The organism is Patescibacteria group bacterium (assembly GCA_041665345.1).
GTDB lineage: Bacteria > Patescibacteriota > Patescibacteriia > PEXW01 > PEXW01 > JBAYJA01.
The window spans coordinates 99,158-115,969 of the sequence record JBAYJA010000004.1 but is presented as its reverse complement, the minus strand read 5'-3'; the positions used below and the strand labels follow the sequence as shown (position 1 = coordinate 115,969).

Here is a 16,812-nt window from a genome sequence, read left to right as displayed (position 1 = left end):
AACTTTTTTTGTTACGCCTTTGTGTAGGCAGTGCGCCAGGCAGAGAGGGTGCCCACGGTTTCCGTATGGGGCTTGAGGGAACGGAGAAATGCCTCCGATTGCTCTGGATTACTTTTTAACCAGAGTAACTTGAAGTGCATGCGCTCCAGGCACAGATCGTGCGGCGCGCCTTGCCCTGTCCGAATCATGTGGTCCAGACTAGGCAATTCAATGAGCAGGGTGGGCAGACCCACAAAGGTTCTATCGTGCAGCAGTACCCGGTCCGTGGCGACGGGCTGCGCAATATCCACCAGGGTTACCTCTTCCGACACGGTACCATGCGAGCTAAGAATCAAAGAGGATATGAGCCGAAGGTTGCCGCAGGCGAAAGCGACTGTGTAGGTTCGGCGATCTCGAGGAAGATTCGCCACAATCACTTTTCCCAGCGGGAGGGCGAACCATTTTTTTTCGAAGGCTTGGTATATTTCCAAGTTGTCCATGTTGCATCCTTTCAACGTCCAAGTTTTTTGTTTTTTACTGAACGTTCTTTGTACTACGGAAAGTGGAAATGGTCAAGGGTACTGGAGATTGGCGGTGAGATGCGGCTCAGGCTACAATACTTTCATGCTCACCATTGGCCATCGCGGCGCCGCAGGTCTGGAACCGGAGAACACGCTCCGGTCTTTTCAGCGAGCCATCGACCTGGGCTGCGACATGGTGGAGCTGGATGTGCACGTGTGTAAGACCGGGGAAGTGGTGGTCATCCACGACGCGACGGTGGATCGAACCACCAACGGCCATGGCCGAGTGGCAGACATGACGTTGGCAGAATTGCAAAAGCTGGACGCGGGTAAAGGGGAACGAATCCCAACCTTGGAGGAAGTTTTCAGGTTGGTGGATAAAAAGGTCTACATTAATGTAGAATTAAAAAGTTTTGGGAGTGCTGAGGCTGTTGCGAAGATTGTGGCACAGACCGAGCATGTACGGGAAGACGACTTGCTTATCATCTCCTTTCATTCGCATTTCCTCCAAACATATCGTGTGCTTAGACCCGCGGCGAGGATGGGCTTTGTCTTTTGGTGGCCGTGGGGCTGGGAAAGGGGAGCACGTCGTATGCAGGCAATGACAATCTGTGCTTTTTTCCCCATCATAACGAGACACATGGTAGAGCGTGCGCATGGTATGGGTTTGAAAATTTTTGCCTGGACTCCAAATACACCCACCCGCATTGCGGCTTTACGTGCCCTAGGCGTTGACGGGGTAGCCACGGATTTTCCAGACCGGGTTTCTTAAGCCCTCCTTTCTGTCATCCTGAATCATATGAAGGATCCCCAGACTGTGGGTACACTTCGGAGATTCTTCCGCCTACGTTCAGAAACTTCGGCGGACAGGTCGTCAGACTCAGAATGACAGAGGGGGGAGGATAGAGGTTTATTACTGACCAAAGCCTGTTCATAGATGTCCTCCCCTTTCCAAGGGGGCCAGCAGGCGGGTGCGACCCATCGGAAGCACCCCGGGGTAAGGAGAAGTAACCCTTACCGGTCCGAAGTCTGTACTACATGGAACATGCTCTATTCAAATCAAACCAAATTTTCACCGTCTTCCCCTCTACCCATCCCACACCCCAACCTTCCAACCATACACGCTGCCACACCCAAACCTTACCCACCCCCCTTGACGAAGGTACGTTTTTTAACGTACACTCGGCTGAAATAGAAAATTGAAAAAACCGAGGAGGAAAATGTCTCGATCAAAAAGTACGCGCAGAGCATGGAAAAGGAAGGAACGAAAACGTTCTGGGGAACCTGATCCCAAAAAGATTCAGCTCCACCGGCAGAGAGTTTTGGATCATATCGCCAGACGGAAGAAAACTACCGGTGGGTATAAATTCCTGGTCCTCCATTGTCGGTTACGATTCCAGCCAGATTCTGGTGAGACGACATTCCACGTCATGGATGAAGAAGTGCATGTTTTTCCGTTTTTCGTCACGCAGCTCATTGATTGTCATAGCTATGTACTGTCCTGCATCCCAGAGTTCAATCAGACGGCAGAGGCGGAACATCTGGGTGAGCATGTTGCAAAAGTTCGCGCTCTTCATCAGTCCTGCAAACTCATGGAGCGGGAAGGTGACCAGAAAGTCTGCAGTGCAATCTTGGACTGTCCGTACCGGAAGTGGTCAGAGCAACACGCTTTGCCGTTGTGTACCTTGTAACAAATGGAAAAGATGGAGGAAAAAGTATGTATGTGCTCATTGCAAAACACGACACGGAGCAGCGACTTGATGTTGCGGTTGTGCTTGTCACCAGCAGCTTGAAGAAAGCTTTAGCCGTTGGTCGGCGGATTGAAGTATACAACTACCAATTTCACTCTGCGGCTGCCGGTGTTTTCTTGTTTGATGTCGCTGAGGGTATGGTTCTGGATAAGACAGAACTTACCCTCTTTCCGAATAGCAAAGTGCCACCGGACCGTTACCCAATCAAGTACGCTTGGAAGAAGATTGGCCCCGAATGGCGTGAACTGGAAATTGAGGCAAATATCTGTTGTCCACTCTTTCTGTAGTCAATCGGCTCATCCATACATTTGGGTGAGCTTTTTTTGTGAGGGTTACTTCCCTACCTACCCCATAACCATCCCCGGTCGAGCGCGGGCACGGAGACCCGCACTCGGAGAATACGTATTTTCCCGCTCCCCATTCGTACATTCGTATTTTTCCCGCCACTTTCTGCAACTGAGCTAAAGAAGGCGGGATCCCGCTCAGAGCGGTGACGTACTCGTTCGTAATTCGTAACCGGGCTTGACAAACGAACCAGTGAATCGTTAAGGTAGCGATGCACATCATCCAAAGGAGAAAATGATGGACATTGCAACTTTTAAACCTAAAAATATCGTTCGAGTAAAGAACGGTAAGGTTGTTGAGGTGAGTGACCAATTCCTGTGCAACGGCTCGGATATTGGAAGCACATGTGTTACCCGCGATGGCGACACATTTACGTACGATTCCTTCGACCCGGAGCATGGCGGTGTGCCAAAACGTTCAGGCACCATTGAGGTCGCCCTTGGCACGATGCACCCGACAATTGCCGAGAAGTACCATAAGGCGTTCGCACTGGAGCACCCAACTGTCGAAGCGCTTCATCAGTTCTTTCCTCAGTACGAAGTTATTTTCGAGTAACATGTATACGAAGCCCATAGCGAACTGTGGGCTTTTTATAATACCTTGACAAACTCCGCCTTTACCCGTATAGTCTCCTCACTCAATTCTTAACGGTACGGTTGCTTGGTTACCCACCTCTGGGTTACTCGGCTGCCGCGAAAGGAACCAGCTATGCTCGCACGCGACTCAAAGGAGAAGATCATCAAGAAATTCAAACAGCACGAAGGCGACACGGGCTCACCCGAGGTCCAAATTGCCATACTCACGCACGAAATTGAACAGCTGACGGAGCACCTGAAGACCCATAAGAAGGACTTTAGCTCTCGCCGCGGTTTACTGAAGAAAGTTGGCCAACGTCGCCGCTTGCTGGTCTACCTCCAGCGCGAGGATAACACCCGCTTTGAGGAGCTCACCAAGAAGTTGAAGCTGAAGGCTGCTACCTACATCGTGCCCACCGCCCCCGCCGAATAATGCGAACAGCAGATCAACGCGTCGGCGTCTTCGTCGACCTCTCCAACCTCTACCACACCGCCCGGCGCATCCACGGCGCGCGGCCGCATTTTGGGAACATTCTGGAACGCGGCGTGGGAGAGCGCACGCTCATCCGTGCGTTTGCCTACGGCATTGCCAGCCCGGCGGCAGAAGAGCAGAAATTCCTGGAGTCGCTCACCAAGCAAGGGTTTGAACTGCGGATGAAAGACCTCCAAGTTTTCAGCGATGGGACGAAGAAAGGTGATTGGGATGTGGGCATGACCGTGGACGCGCTGCGCTTCGCCCCCAAGCTGGACGTCGTCATTCTCGTCACGGGTGATGGTGACTTCATTCCCCTGGTCCAGGCCTTGCAGCACCAAGGTGTGCGGGTGGAAGGCATGGCCTACGGTGAATCCACAGCCATCAAACTCAAAGAAGAAGTTGACCTCTTCACCGACCTTTCCAAAGATAAACGTTCGTTCATTATACCCAGCCGCCTGGCCCGTGAAGGTCGGCTCCGTTTACTCCGTCGGTAGTTCTCTTTTTTTAACCGCACCCACCGCACAGTTCAAAGTTTGAAGTGACCGCCGCGTCTGCCTTTTGGCGCTGCACTCACTGCAAACTATGGGCGAGCGGGCGTGCCACCTGTGCCTATGTCAGAACCCAAAATGTTTTCCGCCGAGATTGGCGGCAAAACCCTCAGTATCGAAACCGGTAAGTACGCCGGTCTCGCCAACGCCGCTTGCACCGTACGCTACGGAGACACCGTGGTGCTCGCCACCGTGGTTCGCTCCAACTCCGTGCGGGAAGGAATTGATTTCTTCCCCCTGATGGTGGACTACGAAGAACGGCTGTACGCCGCCGGCAAAATTAAAGGCTCCCGCTTCATCAAGCGGGAAGGTCGCCCCACGGATGAGGCCATCCTCACCGGCCGGGTGATTGACCGCTCCATCCGCCCGCTGTTCAACCAGTCCACGCGGAACGACGTGCAGGTCAGCATCTTGGTACTTTCCGTTGACCAAGAGAACGACCCCGACGTGCCGGCGTTGATTGCCGCGGCCACGGTTTTGAGCATGTCCGAAATTCCGTGGAACGGTCCCTTGGCCGGTGTCCGCGTTGGCCAAATTAACGGCGAGTGGGTCTTGAACCCCAGCTACGAAGCACGCGACAAGAGCGCCATTGACCTGGTACTCGCAGCCAACAAAGACAAGGTGGTCATGCTGGAAGCCGGCGCCAAGCAGGTACCAGAGCAGACCGTGGTAGACGCCATCAATTTTGGTCAGAAGCACATTCGGAAAGTCATTGCGCTCATTGAAGACGTGGTTGCTGCCGTTGGCAAACCCAAGGTTGAGCTGACAACCGCCGAAGCGAATGCCGACACGGAAAAAGTGAAGACGAAAGTGAAAGCTTTCTTGACCGCTGAACGCAAAGCCAGCTTGTTCGCCAGTCCAGACAAAGCTGAGCAGAAAGCCGCGATGGCAAAATTGAAGGAAGAGCTGGATGTCCAGCTGAAAGCCGACAACGAAGTGTCTAAAGAGCTCCGCGCCGCTGGCGTGGGCATGTTGGCAGACTTGGCTGACGAAGCTGCCACTGAGTTGGTGCTGGAAACTGGCAAGCGCGTGGATGGCCGAGCATTGGATGAAGTGCGCTCGCTCAGTGCTGCCGTTGCTCTGTTACCACGCACCCACGGTTCAGGTTTGTTCCAACGTGGTGAAACCCAAGTCATGTCCATCATCACCTTGGGCAGCCCTGGGGATGAGCAGACCTTGGACGGCATGGAAGAGACGGGCAAGAAGCGCTACATGCACCACTACAATTTCCCTTCCTACTCTGTGGGTGAAGTGAAACCCAACCGCGGCCCTGGCCGCCGGGAAATTGGTCATGGCGCCTTGGCGGAAAAAGCTTTGCTGCCTGTGCTCCCAGAGAAGGAAGCGTTCCCGTACACCATTCGCGTGGTTTCCGAAGTGCTGTCTTCCAACGGTTCCACCTCACAGGCCTCTGCCTGCGGTTCATCCCTGGCGTTGATGGACGCGGGTGTGCCTATCACCGCTCCAGTGGCAGGTATTGCCATGGGGGTGATTGTGGATCCCAAGGATGCCAACCGCTACAAGATCATTACCGACATTCAAGGTATTGAAGATCACAGCGGCGGCATGGACTTCAAAGTCGCCGGCACAGCCGAAGGCATTACCGCCATTCAGGTCGACATTAAAATTGACGGCCTGACCATGCCCATGGTGGAAGAAGCGCTCACCGGCGCCAAGAAAGCCCGGCTGCAAATCCTGCAGGTCATGAGTGAAGCCATTGCTGCACCACGTGCGGAACTTTCACCATACGCGCCACGCATCACCACTCTGAAGATCAATCCAGACCTGATCCGCGAAGTGATTGGGAAGGGTGGGGAAACGATCAACAAGATTATTGATGAGTGCGGTGGCATTGACGTGACCAAGATTGACATTGAAGACGATGGCATGATCTTCATTACCTCCACCAATGCGGAAATGGCCGACAAAGCCAAAACCTGGATTGAGAACATTACCCGGGAAATTACCCCAGGCGAAGTGTTTGAAGGGACGGTAACCCAGATTATGAAAGACCGGAATTCCGGGAGCGAGATTGGCGCAATTGTGGAACTCACTCCTGGGAAGGACGGCATGGTGCACATTTCCGAATTCGCCAATGGCCGCATCCGCGCTGTGTCCGACGTGGTGCAGGTTGGCCAGAAGCTGAAGGTGAAAGTGATGGAAGTGGACAAGGAGCGCGGACGCATTGGCCTGTCCGTAAAAGCTCTGGGTCCAGAGAGTGACCTGGTTGTCCCTGAATCCGCTTTTGACCACAGCGACGCCGGTGGTGGCTTTGGTCGTCACGCGCCTCGGCCTATGGGCCGCAACGGCGGCTTCCATGACCGGGGTGGTTCTCGCGGCGGAGGTGGTGGCCGGTTCCACGACCGTGGTCCACGGCCCGTCCCACATCGCGACGACAGTGGTGGTGGTCCAGGAAATTTCTAGTTAGTAAATCCCAAGGTGGGTAGGCGAGGTCCCTTGACCTCGCCTTTGCGTAACAAAAAAGCCGTAGGTGCAAACCTGCGGCTTATTACATCAATGTGCTTCAGTGGATTACGTTTGCTTCGCTCTCGGTTTTGCAGCGTAGTAGTTTATTGCGTCGGGCAACATCGGATTGTCCAGTGCCATTTGTGCACCTTTGACACCCAAGCAATACGTCAACCGAGCAAATCGAAAAGTACTATAGTCATCATTGACGAATCGGTCATCCTTCATCTTCGTTCCTAAAGCGATGACACAGAAATCCCCAGACACCAGGGAATTTGTACCAAGCGCTATGCACGCCTCCCGAAGGGTCGCAGGTTCCATTCCCTCTGCCGTAAAGAATTGCAAGATTGTATCGGGCGTTAGGCCGGTGTCTGAAAAACAGTAGAACGTCACCGGAACAAAAGTGAACGCTGTATCACTTCGATCATCGATAGCGACAATTCGCTTTTCTGATGTTGAGTAATCATACCCGTGCTGTGCCAGCAGCTCCAGAATCGGAATGGAGTAATCAACCTGGGCAGCTCGCGTTTGCTCATCATCCACCTCCAGCATTTTGTCTTTCCAAATGGCGAACATAACAAGTGTTGCCAGGAAAAACAGGCCACCGATGATCCAATCACGTTTACTCATATGCGTACCTCCTTGGGGTTTGTAAATATCTTTTTAATCCTGTCTTTTTTTGACCCTACCAACAGCCGGTACGGTTGTCAATCATTTCTTTTCGTTATTGCTTATGTGGGTAGGTGAGGTCCCTTGACCTCGCCTTTTGGTTACATAAAACCGAACATAGATCGCTACTGGCGGAGTAGAGACTTTAGTCTCTTATACTTACGAGAGGCTAAAGTCCCTACTCCTTCAAAAGAAGTCCTAGCCTTTTGACATTCCATCGGTCCGGAGCTAAGGTGAAAAAAACTCAAAATACTTAAAACCTGGAGGAAAAGATGAGTCCTTTAAAAATTTTTTGCCTGGCTACCCGGCCAGTCGCCTGCCTCACTGCCTTTGCTGGCACGTGGGCAACCACACTTCTCACGACAATGATCGACCCGTGGTCAGTTGCAGCGTTCATGCCAGCCGTGGTCATGAGTTTATGCTGTCTGGCAGCAAGTTTGTTCTACGCTGGCTCACCGTGGCGAGGAATGAAGTACCTCCCAAAATTCATTGACCGCCCACTCCCAGAGTACCGACATGTGCTCTTCCTGGCGGCGGCAGCTTCCTTCTTGCTCGCCTTGATCCTATGCGCCCGCTTCTTACCATGGGTAGGATTACTGATCATGCTCATGCAAGGTATGGCGGTAATGGCATACACATTGGTCTGCGGTAAGACTCGATACTGGTTTTACCAAAGCACAATTGTCGCCTATATCTGCATGAATTGCGTCGTTATGGGATCATTGGACGCAAGTTTTGCTCAGGGTAGCGTCATTGGACAGCTAATGTTGTTTACATTTTCAACGTATCTTTTGCGAGAAGTGTTGAAGCGATTAGATGAAGCAAGTCGCAATCCTGATCTGGCAGATATGCCGCTGAAGGTAAGCATTGAAGATCCACCGGTGTACATTGGCATTGGCGGCGGTATGCGGGTAGCGGGAATCGTAGCACTATTTACCATTACTTTTTTTACGCTTGTATTCCCGCATGAGGGTAGTCCTTTACTGAACACTGGGTATCTATGCCTCCTCCTTGGTTTGTGTTTACTCTTCACGTGGTTGATTTCCGGCCTGCGTACATTCTTTATTCGCGGCACACACCACGCCGTAACCGCGCTTGTTTGGGTACTGATGGTTGTCTTAGTGACAAACCGGCCAGTGTAACTGATTTTCGTTCTTTGACAGCGTACCGAAAGGTGCGCTGTTTTTTAGATCGTACACATTTGACATAAGAAAAGTATGTTCTATACTCTCTATATCGTAATACGATATACAATATGAATAAAGAACAACTCAAAGGCCATTCGCGGATGCTCATCCTGGCCGCGTTGGACCAGAAAGCTATGCATGGGTATGCCTTGGCTCAGGCGCTTCGTGACCAAATGCCGGATACCTTTAAATTCGGGATGGGCATGCTCTACCCACTCCTGCACAATCTGGAGAAGAAGGGTTTCATCACCGGTACGTGGCGAGAAGTGAGTTCAGGCAAGCGCCGGGTGTACGAACTGACCACGCGCGGGCAAAAGGAACTGAAGGCGTTGAAACAGGATTGGGCGGTTTTCCAAAAAACCATCACGCGCATTGTGCACGCTGCAGCTATATGAGCCCCCAGGAATTTTTAGAGCTCTTCACCGCCAAACTCCGGGTAGGGGAACCTAAACGGGCAGAGCTCATTGCCGAAGTGCAAGGGCATTTGGATGATGTTGACGAGTCGGAATCTGCTGAAGATGCCCTGGGCAAACCCGATCAACTCGCCACCCGGCTGAACCGAGTGCATATTGGGTGGTTGCATACAAATTTTCGTTTACAGCTTGTCCCGATTGTCGGCATCGCGTTTTTTCTTGCACTAGGGTTTCTCCTTGGAAAAAATGCTCCGAACATTGGGCAATCTGTGCAGGCAAGTTTGAGTTATATGTTAGGAAAATTCGTAGCCTACTTTGGATGTACGGCAATGGCGATTTGGGTTGGTCGAACCGCGACCAGAATGCATCGTTCCGGAAATGCATTAACGCGTTTTTTTGTTCACCTTGGAATTTTGGTTCTCATATATAGCACTACGGTGGCAATGTTGACACCACCCGCTGGTGGCGGACCGCAGTCCGTGGGTTGGGATATACTACTCAGTTTCCTGACAGCAATTCCGGTTACTATTGGATTAAGTGCAGTAACACTTGTTGCGGGAATTATGGAACAGCCTACTGACTTTGGTCCGACACGCTTCAAACTCGATCGGCTCTACCTGAATAGTTTTTTGCTGATCGGCGTACCCTTTTTGGTTTTTATTTTCATGGAGTTTTTTCTTGAATCTGTATTCTGGCCTTTTAAAAGGGAAATGATAGATTATGTGGCCAATCCGATCAAAGATGCTATGGATCCGATTCTCATCCAACGGCATTTCATTTCCTTCGGCGTTGCAGCTGTAACATTTGTGCTTTTGGGATTACAAACATTTCGTACCGCAGTGGCACGACAGGTACGGAATGAGCCATCAGGTATTTTGGTCATTCTTGGGGTGGGGATGTCCGTGCTTGTTTTTATCACGCATTCATTCTTCCTAGCGCTCGTACTCACTCTGGGGCCAAGTATATCACTCGCCTATTTTCTTCCAAGACATTGGCTGCGGGCGGTAGTACTATTTTGCTTTAGCTTTGTGGTGACGCAATTCGTTATCTCTTGGACTTGGTGGGATGCAACACGGAGTCCATTGCTTGATTTGTACGGATGGACTGGAATTTTTTGGCTGATGGTTATTGGGTCACTTACCGGAAGATGGTTACGGCGAATCCAAAAATATTTTCAAGCAAAAACAGCCTCACATGTGTGAGACTGTTGTGCTAATGAGCGGATTACTCCAACGGAATTTCGTCCAAGGAGCCAATCAGGTGAATGTTCTCTGTCAGCTGCCGTCTTGGTTGTCCTCGCTGGAGCCAGTACCCCTGCGGAATGCCCAGGCACTGCATGGGCATTGCGACGTCGCCCCGGAAAGAATCACCTACCGTGATGCAGGTTGCGGGATCAATTGTCGTCAGGTCAGTTTCAATGCACGCATTGAGCATAACCTGTTCGTAAAATGCTTTATCGGGTTTGTCAATTGGATCTCCGGTTGTGACACTAGCCGGAGAAAAACCAAACTCATCAAGTACTCGTACGCGGAACATTTTAATTTTCTTGGCCAATTTTGGGTCATACACCCAACCATTTTCTGCCCAGCGCAGACTGCTGTCAGACCCAGTGGAGATGTGGTTCTGCACACCTTCTGCTTTTAAGCGGCCCAGGAAACGCAGCGCATCTGGGTAGAGCGTAATATTGCTACTCAATATCGCCCAGTACTTTGCCGCAATTTCCACTGCCTCTCTTGGATGCAGTTGCATGTCCACAACTTGCGCCGCATGCAGTGCCGCGAGTTCGCGTGACCAGGGGAAGGATCGGCTGCCAATTTTTGTCAGTTGCAATTTCTTGCGAAGCTGTTCGTATGCCTCCTGGCCACCAGGGACCATGGACCAATCCCCATCTTGCGCTTGACCACCAAGGTGCAGCACTTGATACGTGGCATCAAATGCATTTGCAAATTTTTGGCCAACCTCCTTGGCAAGAAAGGCAATAGCGGGTCGATGGCCAGCCATGAAATGTAAATGCGTGTCATCTAAATCACAGAACGCGTGTTGGATACGTACCATTTTTTCCTCCTTGTTTTTGTTTTCGTATTTCCGCGAAGTGTAGCATGCGGTGAAAGGAAGTCAAGAAAAAAGCAACCCCGTGGAGCGAGGTTGCTTTGAAAGTACTCAGTAAAAATCTACTGTTTAGTAGGTTGCTCTTCTTCCTGACGAATCCAGGGGAAGAGTGTGCCCTGGTCAAACTGCCTGAGCAGCTCTTCAGTGAGTTTGCTCAGATGCTGACCTAACAAACCATCAAAGCAATCCCGCAAGGGGTTGCCGTCATTCACGCCGGTATCGCCACCCCTGTACCAGAACGGTCTACTGACGGTATTAAACCCATCCAACTTGGATCGGTTCGACCGGAGAAATTCCACCGTGTCGCCGAGTAGCTCGTTGTACAGCGGGAACGTCCCACTGTTACTGAACCGTGCCACTACGAAGAACACAGGAGAATCCTTGATGAAACCCAGGACGTACGGATCAATGGAGCGAATCCAGTCCAGGTTTTCCCAGTCCTTACCAGCTTCTTCCAGGTACGGAGTTGCGATGACTAAGTAGTCAAACACCTCAGCAGCGTTCTGGAGCCGTCGTGCAACATGCGGTGGAATGATGTCCCCCTTGTAGTTTTCCAGGGTTCGCAACCGACGGTTGAACATCTGGTAAAGGTCCGACCAACGCCGGGTTGGCACGAGGTCGCAGAAGAAAGCAGTGCGCGCATGCACCCATGGATCATCCGTATTCGCTGCTTCAACTGCCTCACTCTTCCCTTGGGTATCGTTGGCGAAGTAGTGGTACCAGACTGGAACCGCCATAAAGAGATCCGGCAAATTCTCGATCGGAATAATAGATCCCGGCCGTGCAACGCCATCTGCCCAGAGTAAGTTCAGTGCCCCACGAAACTTACCAAAACGTTTGACTTCCTCTTCAAGCACCTCCACCTGGGAAGTTAACCCAAGTGCGCGGTGGCTCTCGATTGCTTCCTGTAGCGTGAGCTGCATGGCCGTGTCATCCGGGGTGCCGATGTTGAAATCGGCCCCATAATCTACCAACGAAGGAAACGTGTACAGCAGGAAAGCCTGCAAGAACTTCCTGGTCTCTTCATTGTCCAATCGGATATCTTCCCGTGGAATACCCGGCAGCGGCTGATTTGCCTCCACCTGAGCTACTACCTCGGGTCGCACGTCCTTCATCTGCGCGTGATAGGCGGTGAGTTTGAAACTCTGACCCGCTGGCACCACCACGTGGAAACCAGGAATCGGTTCCACCATAGCCGGCAGCAAGTCGTGCTCCACCAGAGCGATGACATTCACTGCCCGGAACGTACCGTCGCCACGCTTGTCATCGAGTTCCACGTCAAAGGCAACACGCAATCCTGGGATTAACGTCGTGTCGACGTCATTTTGGTGGACGAAAATATCTTCCGACGTTACCAGGTCGTGTTCCTGGTCGTTCGATAAACGTACGGTCAGCAAGCCGATGAAGCCAAATTGTTTCTCGACATTCACGGTGACTACTTCACCGGAATACTGTTGGTAAGGCATTACGCCTCCCTCTAGGGATCAGGCAAACACACACATTGCTTCGGAGATATCCCTTTCACCTCCAGCAACCCTGCGCAAGACGAATTTCCCACGCAAGGAACTGGAGATGAAAATTGTCAATTTTCAAAGTACCTACAATTGTTGAGAACGCTGTAGTGTAGCGCATTTATTCAGTTTTGTCAACCCCACTCAATGATTGAAACTTCTGCATTTCCCCACACCTGCAACCTTTATCCATACTCGCCGCTCTACCCAAACCTAACTTCTTGACCAACCCCTTGCTATACTTCACCCATGTATCACCTCACCAAACCGCGTAAGGTTCGACCACTCACTGAGATCATCCTCCTGTTCACCTACCTCTTCCGTGGTTGGTTGGTCGTGATCATCATGACGTTCGTGGCCCAACGCTACGGTCTGTCTAATGAATTGGTGTGGGCAGGCGCGATCAGTAGTACTCTCATTATCCTGGACTGCTTCTTCACCTTGCGGCAAGTCTGGGGTTTTGATCGTCATCCGGCGTTACGCTTCACAACCATCGTCTTCAAGGCCGTGCTCATTCTGGTTGCTATCTGCTACGCGGCCAGCATCTGGTACAAAGTTGGCTACTGGGCGTACACCGGGTTTGGTCTATTCGTGGCCGCGGTGTTTGCTAGTGATTATTTTATCCTGCGCAGGACCTCTAAAGCACATTGAATATGACACAACGTGTCTTCACTCAAACCTTTGGCGTTGTTGGTGCCATCATTGAACGTGACGGCAAATTCTTACTCATGCGCGAAGCGGGAAGAAAAGGGCCAGATGCAGGAAAGTGGAGTCATCCGGCTGGTTGGATTGATGTAGGTGAAAATCCAGTTGATGCTGTGCAAAGAGAAGCTCAAGAAGAGAGTGGCTTCACATTTACACCCACGCATATACTTGGAGTATACTCACTTGTCCGGCATGATATCCGAGAAAATGAAACGGTAATGCCTCATGCAATAAAACTTATTTTCGTCGGGACAGTTACAGGAACGCAGCAAGCACTTGCTGACGACTCCACGGAAACACGTTGGTTCACCCCAGAGGAAATTGCAGCCATGGACGGTGCAACCTTGCGTGACGTAGACATTAAGCAAATGGTCCGTGACTACCAAGCTGGTAAACGTTATTCTTTAGACCTCCTCACGCACACGGTGCAAGCATGATGGACTAGAGGCTTCAGCCTCTGGATCGTACAAGAGACTGAAGTCTCTACTCCGTACTTCTTCATTCGTATATTCGTACCACTTTTCGTAATTCGTAAATTAAATGATTATCACCATCAGCGGCGCTATTGGTTCGGGCAAGTCCAGTGTAAGTCGTGCCTTGGCAAAACAACTCAAATACCGGCAACTAGACGTGGGGCACCTGCGCCGTGCTGAGGCGACCAAACGCGGGCTCACCCTCCATGCCTTCAATGCGTGGGCTGAAGCGCACCCAGATGCTGGTGACCGGGCATTTGATAAGGCCTTAGTGAAGGAAGCGCGGAAATATCCGAACTTGGTGCTGAGTAGCCGCACGGCCTTTCACTTTTTCCCCAGAGCTTTCAACGTTTTTTTGGATGTTGCACCCAGGGAAGGTGCTCGGCGGGTACTGGCAGACCAGAAAAACCGGAAAAATGAAGTGGGTGAGTTGCCAACCCTGACGCAGATCATGAAAATCAATAAACAACGGGTGAAATCCGACACACGACGCTACAAAAGACTGTACGGGGTGAATGTCTTTCTGCGAAAGCAGTACAGCTTTGTGTTGGATACCACCAAGATTCCACTTCGACAAGTCATAAGTAAAGTGAAAAAGGCTTATCGGGAGTGGGAGGGAAGTAGAAGCGAGATAGTCTATGTAAAAAATAGCTAGGTTTATTTGCATTCCTCTCCCGGTAAGGGTTACCCCACCTGTCCTCCCCTTCGAAAGGGGAGGAACGTTTAAAGATCTTGGTTTTCATAAACCACAAACACCCCCCTCCTTTCGAAGGAGGGGTTGGGGGAGGTAACCCTTACCAGTGCAACGTCTGTATTACATGAGGAAGGCTTTATGCAAATCAAATCTAAATCCTCCGAATTCTTTCCCCCTCCAAAACCTCCCCGGTCGAGCAGCGGGTAGTCTTCGACTCCCCCTCGAGCAGACTCGGGGTCGCTCAGACTCTACGAGAGCTGCCCGCACTCCGAAAAAACTGCATTCTCCCTCCCAATTCGTACATTCGTAGTTTCGTAGCATTCTTTTCGTAATTTCCCGCCACTTCTTGCTTCTGAGAAGAGGAAGGCGGGATCCCGCCTCAGTGGCGGGACGTAACCCTATTCGTAATTTCCGCTAATCTTAGCCAAACCAGATATTTGACATTACGTCAAAACAGTGCTATACTTCCGCTGTTAGATAAAGAACGCTCTTTAAATCAACGCAAAAAACTACTCTTGCTACTAAAGACCGAGAAGTCGGGCAGTCAATGTCACCCAAAACGCGTTGTGACCTCCCTGTCCTACTGCTCGTCATAGGCGTCCCACACGCCTGTCTGTAAAATAAAACTCCAGGAGGTTATAAAAAGCCACTGGAACTAAAAGGTTAACTTCTGAGCTCTCGGGCAGGGAGTATAACCACAAGAGCGGTTGGCGTTAAAAACATTCTTCAAGAAAGTGGGAATGAAGAATATACATTCTCATAAGGTTTATGGTAGTTGCTGCTACGTTGACGGCTTCTCTACGGAGGAACGGTAAACGTAGCGGCAAATATCTACTTTTGAGAATTCTAAAGGGCGCAGTCCCCTTATTATCTATGATATTTGGACGCTCGCGCCCTTTTTTAATTGGTTATTTTTTTGAAGTAAGGGATTATTGCAGAGAATAAGGAAAGGAGAAAAAAGCTGGGGAATGCGCTATACTCTGCGTATGGCAAAATGGAAGAAACCAACAAATGAGCACGAACACCGCTTGCGCAAGGCCGGTCACCGGCACATTGCCGGCGTGGATGAAGTTGGCAAAGGCAGCTGGGCTGGCCCATTAGTGGCAGCTGCCGTGATTTTGGATACGAATGATGTTCCAGCAGGGGTTACGGACTCTAAACTACTCTCCCCAAAGCAGCGTGAGGAGCTTTTTGTGGCGATCACGAAAAAGGCGATTGCCTGGGCGGTGCACATTGTCCCAGCGGCGGTCATAGATAAGGAAGGGATAACCGAAGCCAACCGCCAAGCACTGGAACGTGCAACGGCAAAGTTGTACATCAAACCGGATGCGTTGCTGGTGGATGCCTTCCCACTTACTTTCACCAACATTCCGGTGGTGAGCATTATTGATGGCGATGCTTTGGAGCGAACCATTGGCGCGGCATCGATTGTGGCGAAGGTCGTACGCGATCGGATCATGAGTTCAGAACTGCACCGGTTGTACCCACTTTTCCAGTTTCACATTCATAAAGGGTACGGCACAGCACTGCACCAGCAGTTATTAACGTTGCACGGACCAACACCAGAGCACCGAAAATCTTTTGCTCCCGTGAAGGCGCGGTTAGGATTGAAAGTGAAAAAGCAGAAGACGAAAGTGAAGCCAAAGAAGAAGACTGGAGCACGGGTAAAACGAAAAGTTGTGAAGAAGAAAGTCATTGCGAAACCCAAGCCACGGAAAGCTCTTCCAAAGCGGAAGCTCGCAAAAGGAAAACCTCGTATCACAAAGGCGCGCCGCGTCACTCCCAAAAAAGTTTCTCGCAAACGCCGTTCGTCCAAACGCTAAATACTTATGGCCAGCAAAATTCCTTCGGGTACCAAACTTTTCGACACTGAGCACATTCTCCACCGGGTGGGCTTGGGGCCTGGCCAAGTGGTAGCGGATTTAGGCTGCGGTGGCTCCGGTTACTTCGTGTTGCAAGCGGCCAAGATGGTGGGCAGCAAAGGGACGGTGTTTGGAATTGATGTGCTGAAGTCCGCACTTTCAAACTTGGTCAGCCGGTCAAAGTTAGCAGGCTTACCGAACATCATTCCGGTGTGGTCTAACCTGGAAGTATTCCGTGGCGCGCGTCTGGTGCGGGATGAGATTGTGGATCTTGGGTTACTCATCAACCTCCTTTTCCAAAGCAAGAAGCCGGTGGAGATTTTGAAGGAGACGTACCGCATGCTCAAGCCTGGCGGTCGGCTGTTGGTTATTGATTGGAAGGTATCTGGCATGCGGATGGGGCCGCACAATGTGGATGGTCTGGCACACGCTTCCAGTATTCGGAAGTCTGCGGATCAAGTTGGTTTTACCTTTGTGGAAGAGTTTGTGCCCGGTCCCTACCACTTCGGCTTGGTGTTCACCAAGGAGTAGG

19 protein-coding genes are annotated in these 16,812 nt (G+C 51.1%); 15 read left to right on the top strand and 4 right to left on the bottom strand.

Annotated features, from left to right (window positions below; genetic code table 11):
• Window positions 1-11: 11 nt before the first annotated feature.
• The gene (locus tag WCV85_06090; protein MFA6474417.1) at window positions 12-479 is read right to left on the bottom strand and encodes a hypothetical protein; all 468 of its coding nucleotides are present in this window, start codon (window positions 477-479) and stop codon (window positions 12-14) included.
• A 124-nt stretch (window positions 480-603) separates the two neighbouring features.
• Between WCV85_06090 and WCV85_06085 the strand changes: the two genes are divergently transcribed.
• The 7 genes from WCV85_06085 to WCV85_06055 all read left to right on the top strand — a co-directional run bounded on the left by WCV85_06085 (window position 604) and on the right by WCV85_06055 (window position 6,615).
• Window positions 604-1,272, top strand: coding sequence for a glycerophosphodiester phosphodiesterase family protein (locus WCV85_06085; GenBank protein MFA6474416.1), 669 nt, complete (start codon window positions 604-606; stop codon window positions 1,270-1,272).
• Between the two features lie 448 nt (window positions 1,273-1,720).
• Window positions 1,721-2,191, top strand: coding sequence for a hypothetical protein (locus WCV85_06080; protein ID MFA6474415.1), 471 nt, complete (start codon window positions 1,721-1,723; stop codon window positions 2,189-2,191).
• Between the two features lie 26 nt (window positions 2,192-2,217).
• Window positions 2,218-2,538, top strand: coding sequence for a hypothetical protein (locus WCV85_06075; protein ID MFA6474414.1), 321 nt, complete (start codon window positions 2,218-2,220; stop codon window positions 2,536-2,538).
• Between the two features lie 295 nt (window positions 2,539-2,833).
• Window positions 2,834-3,151 (top strand): hypothetical protein, encoded by a 318-nt coding sequence (locus WCV85_06070; GenBank protein ID MFA6474413.1) that lies wholly within the window; start codon window positions 2,834-2,836, stop codon window positions 3,149-3,151.
• 153 nt (window positions 3,152-3,304) lie between these two features.
• The gene (gene rpsO, locus WCV85_06065; protein ID MFA6474412.1) at window positions 3,305-3,604 is read left to right on the top strand and encodes a 30S ribosomal protein S15; all 300 of its coding nucleotides are present in this window, start codon (window positions 3,305-3,307) and stop codon (window positions 3,602-3,604) included.
• Entirely contained in the window at window positions 3,604-4,140 is a 537-nt protein-coding gene (locus tag WCV85_06060) for an NYN domain-containing protein (protein ID MFA6474411.1), read from the top strand. The genes rpsO and WCV85_06060 overlap by 1 nt, the downstream gene beginning before the upstream one ends.
• Before the next feature lie 117 nt (window positions 4,141-4,257).
• Window positions 4,258-6,615: a polyribonucleotide nucleotidyltransferase gene (locus WCV85_06055; GenBank protein MFA6474410.1), complete on the top strand. Its 2,358-nt coding sequence runs from the start codon at window positions 4,258-4,260 to the stop codon at window positions 6,613-6,615.
• A 108-nt stretch (window positions 6,616-6,723) separates the two neighbouring features.
• On the opposite strand, the gene WCV85_06050 is transcribed toward WCV85_06055, so the two are convergent.
• Window positions 6,724-7,287, bottom strand: coding sequence for a hypothetical protein (locus WCV85_06050; GenBank protein MFA6474409.1), 564 nt, complete (start codon window positions 7,285-7,287; stop codon window positions 6,724-6,726).
• A gap of 311 nt (window positions 7,288-7,598) precedes the next feature.
• Between WCV85_06050 and WCV85_06045 the strand changes: the two genes are divergently transcribed.
• From WCV85_06045 to WCV85_06035, 3 genes are all read left to right on the top strand, one after another.
• On the top strand, window positions 7,599-8,468 hold the full coding sequence (locus WCV85_06045) for a hypothetical protein (GenBank protein ID MFA6474408.1): 870 nt from the start codon (window positions 7,599-7,601) through the stop codon (window positions 8,466-8,468).
• A gap of 113 nt (window positions 8,469-8,581) precedes the next feature.
• A complete protein-coding gene (locus WCV85_06040) occupies window positions 8,582-8,908 on the top strand; it encodes a PadR family transcriptional regulator (protein ID MFA6474407.1) in 327 nt (108 codons plus the stop codon).
• A gap of 89 nt (window positions 8,909-8,997) precedes the next feature.
• Window positions 8,998-10,128 carry a hypothetical protein gene (locus tag WCV85_06035; GenBank protein MFA6474406.1) on the top strand — a complete coding sequence of 377 codons (1,131 nt, stop codon included), beginning with the start codon at window positions 8,998-9,000 and terminating at the stop codon, window positions 10,126-10,128.
• A gap of 22 nt (window positions 10,129-10,150) precedes the next feature.
• On the opposite strand, the gene WCV85_06030 is transcribed toward WCV85_06035, so the two are convergent.
• A complete protein-coding gene (locus tag WCV85_06030; GenBank protein MFA6474405.1) occupies window positions 10,151-10,981 on the bottom strand; it encodes an HAD family hydrolase in 831 nt (276 codons plus the stop codon).
• A 116-nt stretch (window positions 10,982-11,097) separates the two neighbouring features.
• Window positions 11,098-12,501 (bottom strand): hypothetical protein, encoded by a 1,404-nt coding sequence (locus WCV85_06025; GenBank protein ID MFA6474404.1) that lies wholly within the window; start codon window positions 12,499-12,501, stop codon window positions 11,098-11,100.
• A 294-nt stretch (window positions 12,502-12,795) separates the two neighbouring features.
• Here WCV85_06025 and WCV85_06020 point away from each other — a divergent pair, with 294 nt between their 5' ends.
• The 5 genes from WCV85_06020 to WCV85_06000 all read left to right on the top strand — a co-directional run bounded on the left by WCV85_06020 (window position 12,796) and on the right by WCV85_06000 (window position 16,811).
• A complete protein-coding gene (locus WCV85_06020; GenBank protein MFA6474403.1) occupies window positions 12,796-13,197 on the top strand; it encodes a hypothetical protein in 402 nt (133 codons plus the stop codon).
• Window positions 13,198-13,199: 2 nt separating this feature from the next.
• Window positions 13,200-13,688 (top strand): NUDIX domain-containing protein, encoded by a 489-nt coding sequence (locus tag WCV85_06015; GenBank protein ID MFA6474402.1) that lies wholly within the window; start codon window positions 13,200-13,202, stop codon window positions 13,686-13,688.
• Window positions 13,689-13,791: 103 nt separating this feature from the next.
• On the top strand, window positions 13,792-14,379 hold the full coding sequence (locus WCV85_06010) for a (d)CMP kinase (protein ID MFA6474401.1): 588 nt from the start codon (window positions 13,792-13,794) through the stop codon (window positions 14,377-14,379).
• 1,025 nt (window positions 14,380-15,404) lie between these two features.
• Window positions 15,405-16,241, top strand: a complete 837-nt coding sequence (locus tag WCV85_06005; GenBank protein ID MFA6474400.1) for a ribonuclease HII — start codon at window positions 15,405-15,407, stop codon at window positions 16,239-16,241.
• A gap of 6 nt (window positions 16,242-16,247) precedes the next feature.
• Entirely contained in the window at window positions 16,248-16,811 is a 564-nt protein-coding gene (locus WCV85_06000) for a methyltransferase domain-containing protein (protein MFA6474399.1), read from the top strand.
• The last annotated feature ends 1 nt before the right edge of the window (window position 16,812 follow it).

Excerpts from the sequence above, each read along its gene's own strand:
- WCV85_06090 (MFA6474417.1), bottom strand. The coding sequence starts at position 479 with ATGGACAACTTGGAAATATACCAAGCCTTCGAAAAAAAATGGTTCGCC.
- WCV85_06085 (MFA6474416.1), top strand. The coding sequence starts at position 604 with ATGCTCACCATTGGCCATCGCGGCGCCGCAGGTCTGGAACCGGAGAAC.
- WCV85_06080 (MFA6474415.1), top strand. The coding sequence starts at position 1,721 with ATGTCTCGATCAAAAAGTACGCGCAGAGCATGGAAAAGGAAGGAACGA.
- WCV85_06075 (MFA6474414.1), top strand. The coding sequence starts at position 2,218 with ATGTATGTGCTCATTGCAAAACACGACACGGAGCAGCGACTTGATGTT.
- WCV85_06070 (MFA6474413.1), top strand. The coding sequence starts at position 2,834 with ATGGACATTGCAACTTTTAAACCTAAAAATATCGTTCGAGTAAAGAAC.
- rpsO (MFA6474412.1), top strand. The coding sequence starts at position 3,305 with ATGCTCGCACGCGACTCAAAGGAGAAGATCATCAAGAAATTCAAACAG.
- WCV85_06060 (MFA6474411.1), top strand. The coding sequence starts at position 3,604 with ATGCGAACAGCAGATCAACGCGTCGGCGTCTTCGTCGACCTCTCCAAC.
- WCV85_06055 (MFA6474410.1), top strand. The coding sequence starts at position 4,258 with ATGTCAGAACCCAAAATGTTTTCCGCCGAGATTGGCGGCAAAACCCTC.
- WCV85_06050 (MFA6474409.1), bottom strand. The coding sequence starts at position 7,287 with ATGAGTAAACGTGATTGGATCATCGGTGGCCTGTTTTTCCTGGCAACA.
- WCV85_06045 (MFA6474408.1), top strand. The coding sequence starts at position 7,599 with ATGAGTCCTTTAAAAATTTTTTGCCTGGCTACCCGGCCAGTCGCCTGC.
- WCV85_06040 (MFA6474407.1), top strand. The coding sequence starts at position 8,582 with ATGAATAAAGAACAACTCAAAGGCCATTCGCGGATGCTCATCCTGGCC.
- WCV85_06030 (MFA6474405.1), bottom strand. The coding sequence starts at position 10,981 with ATGGTACGTATCCAACACGCGTTCTGTGATTTAGATGACACGCATTTA.
- WCV85_06025 (MFA6474404.1), bottom strand. The coding sequence starts at position 12,501 with ATGCCTTACCAACAGTATTCCGGTGAAGTAGTCACCGTGAATGTCGAG.
- WCV85_06020 (MFA6474403.1), top strand. The coding sequence starts at position 12,796 with ATGTATCACCTCACCAAACCGCGTAAGGTTCGACCACTCACTGAGATC.
- WCV85_06015 (MFA6474402.1), top strand. The coding sequence starts at position 13,200 with ATGACACAACGTGTCTTCACTCAAACCTTTGGCGTTGTTGGTGCCATC.
- WCV85_06010 (MFA6474401.1), top strand. The coding sequence starts at position 13,792 with ATGATTATCACCATCAGCGGCGCTATTGGTTCGGGCAAGTCCAGTGTA.
- WCV85_06005 (MFA6474400.1), top strand. The coding sequence starts at position 15,405 with ATGGCAAAATGGAAGAAACCAACAAATGAGCACGAACACCGCTTGCGC.
- WCV85_06000 (MFA6474399.1), top strand. The coding sequence starts at position 16,248 with ATGGCCAGCAAAATTCCTTCGGGTACCAAACTTTTCGACACTGAGCAC.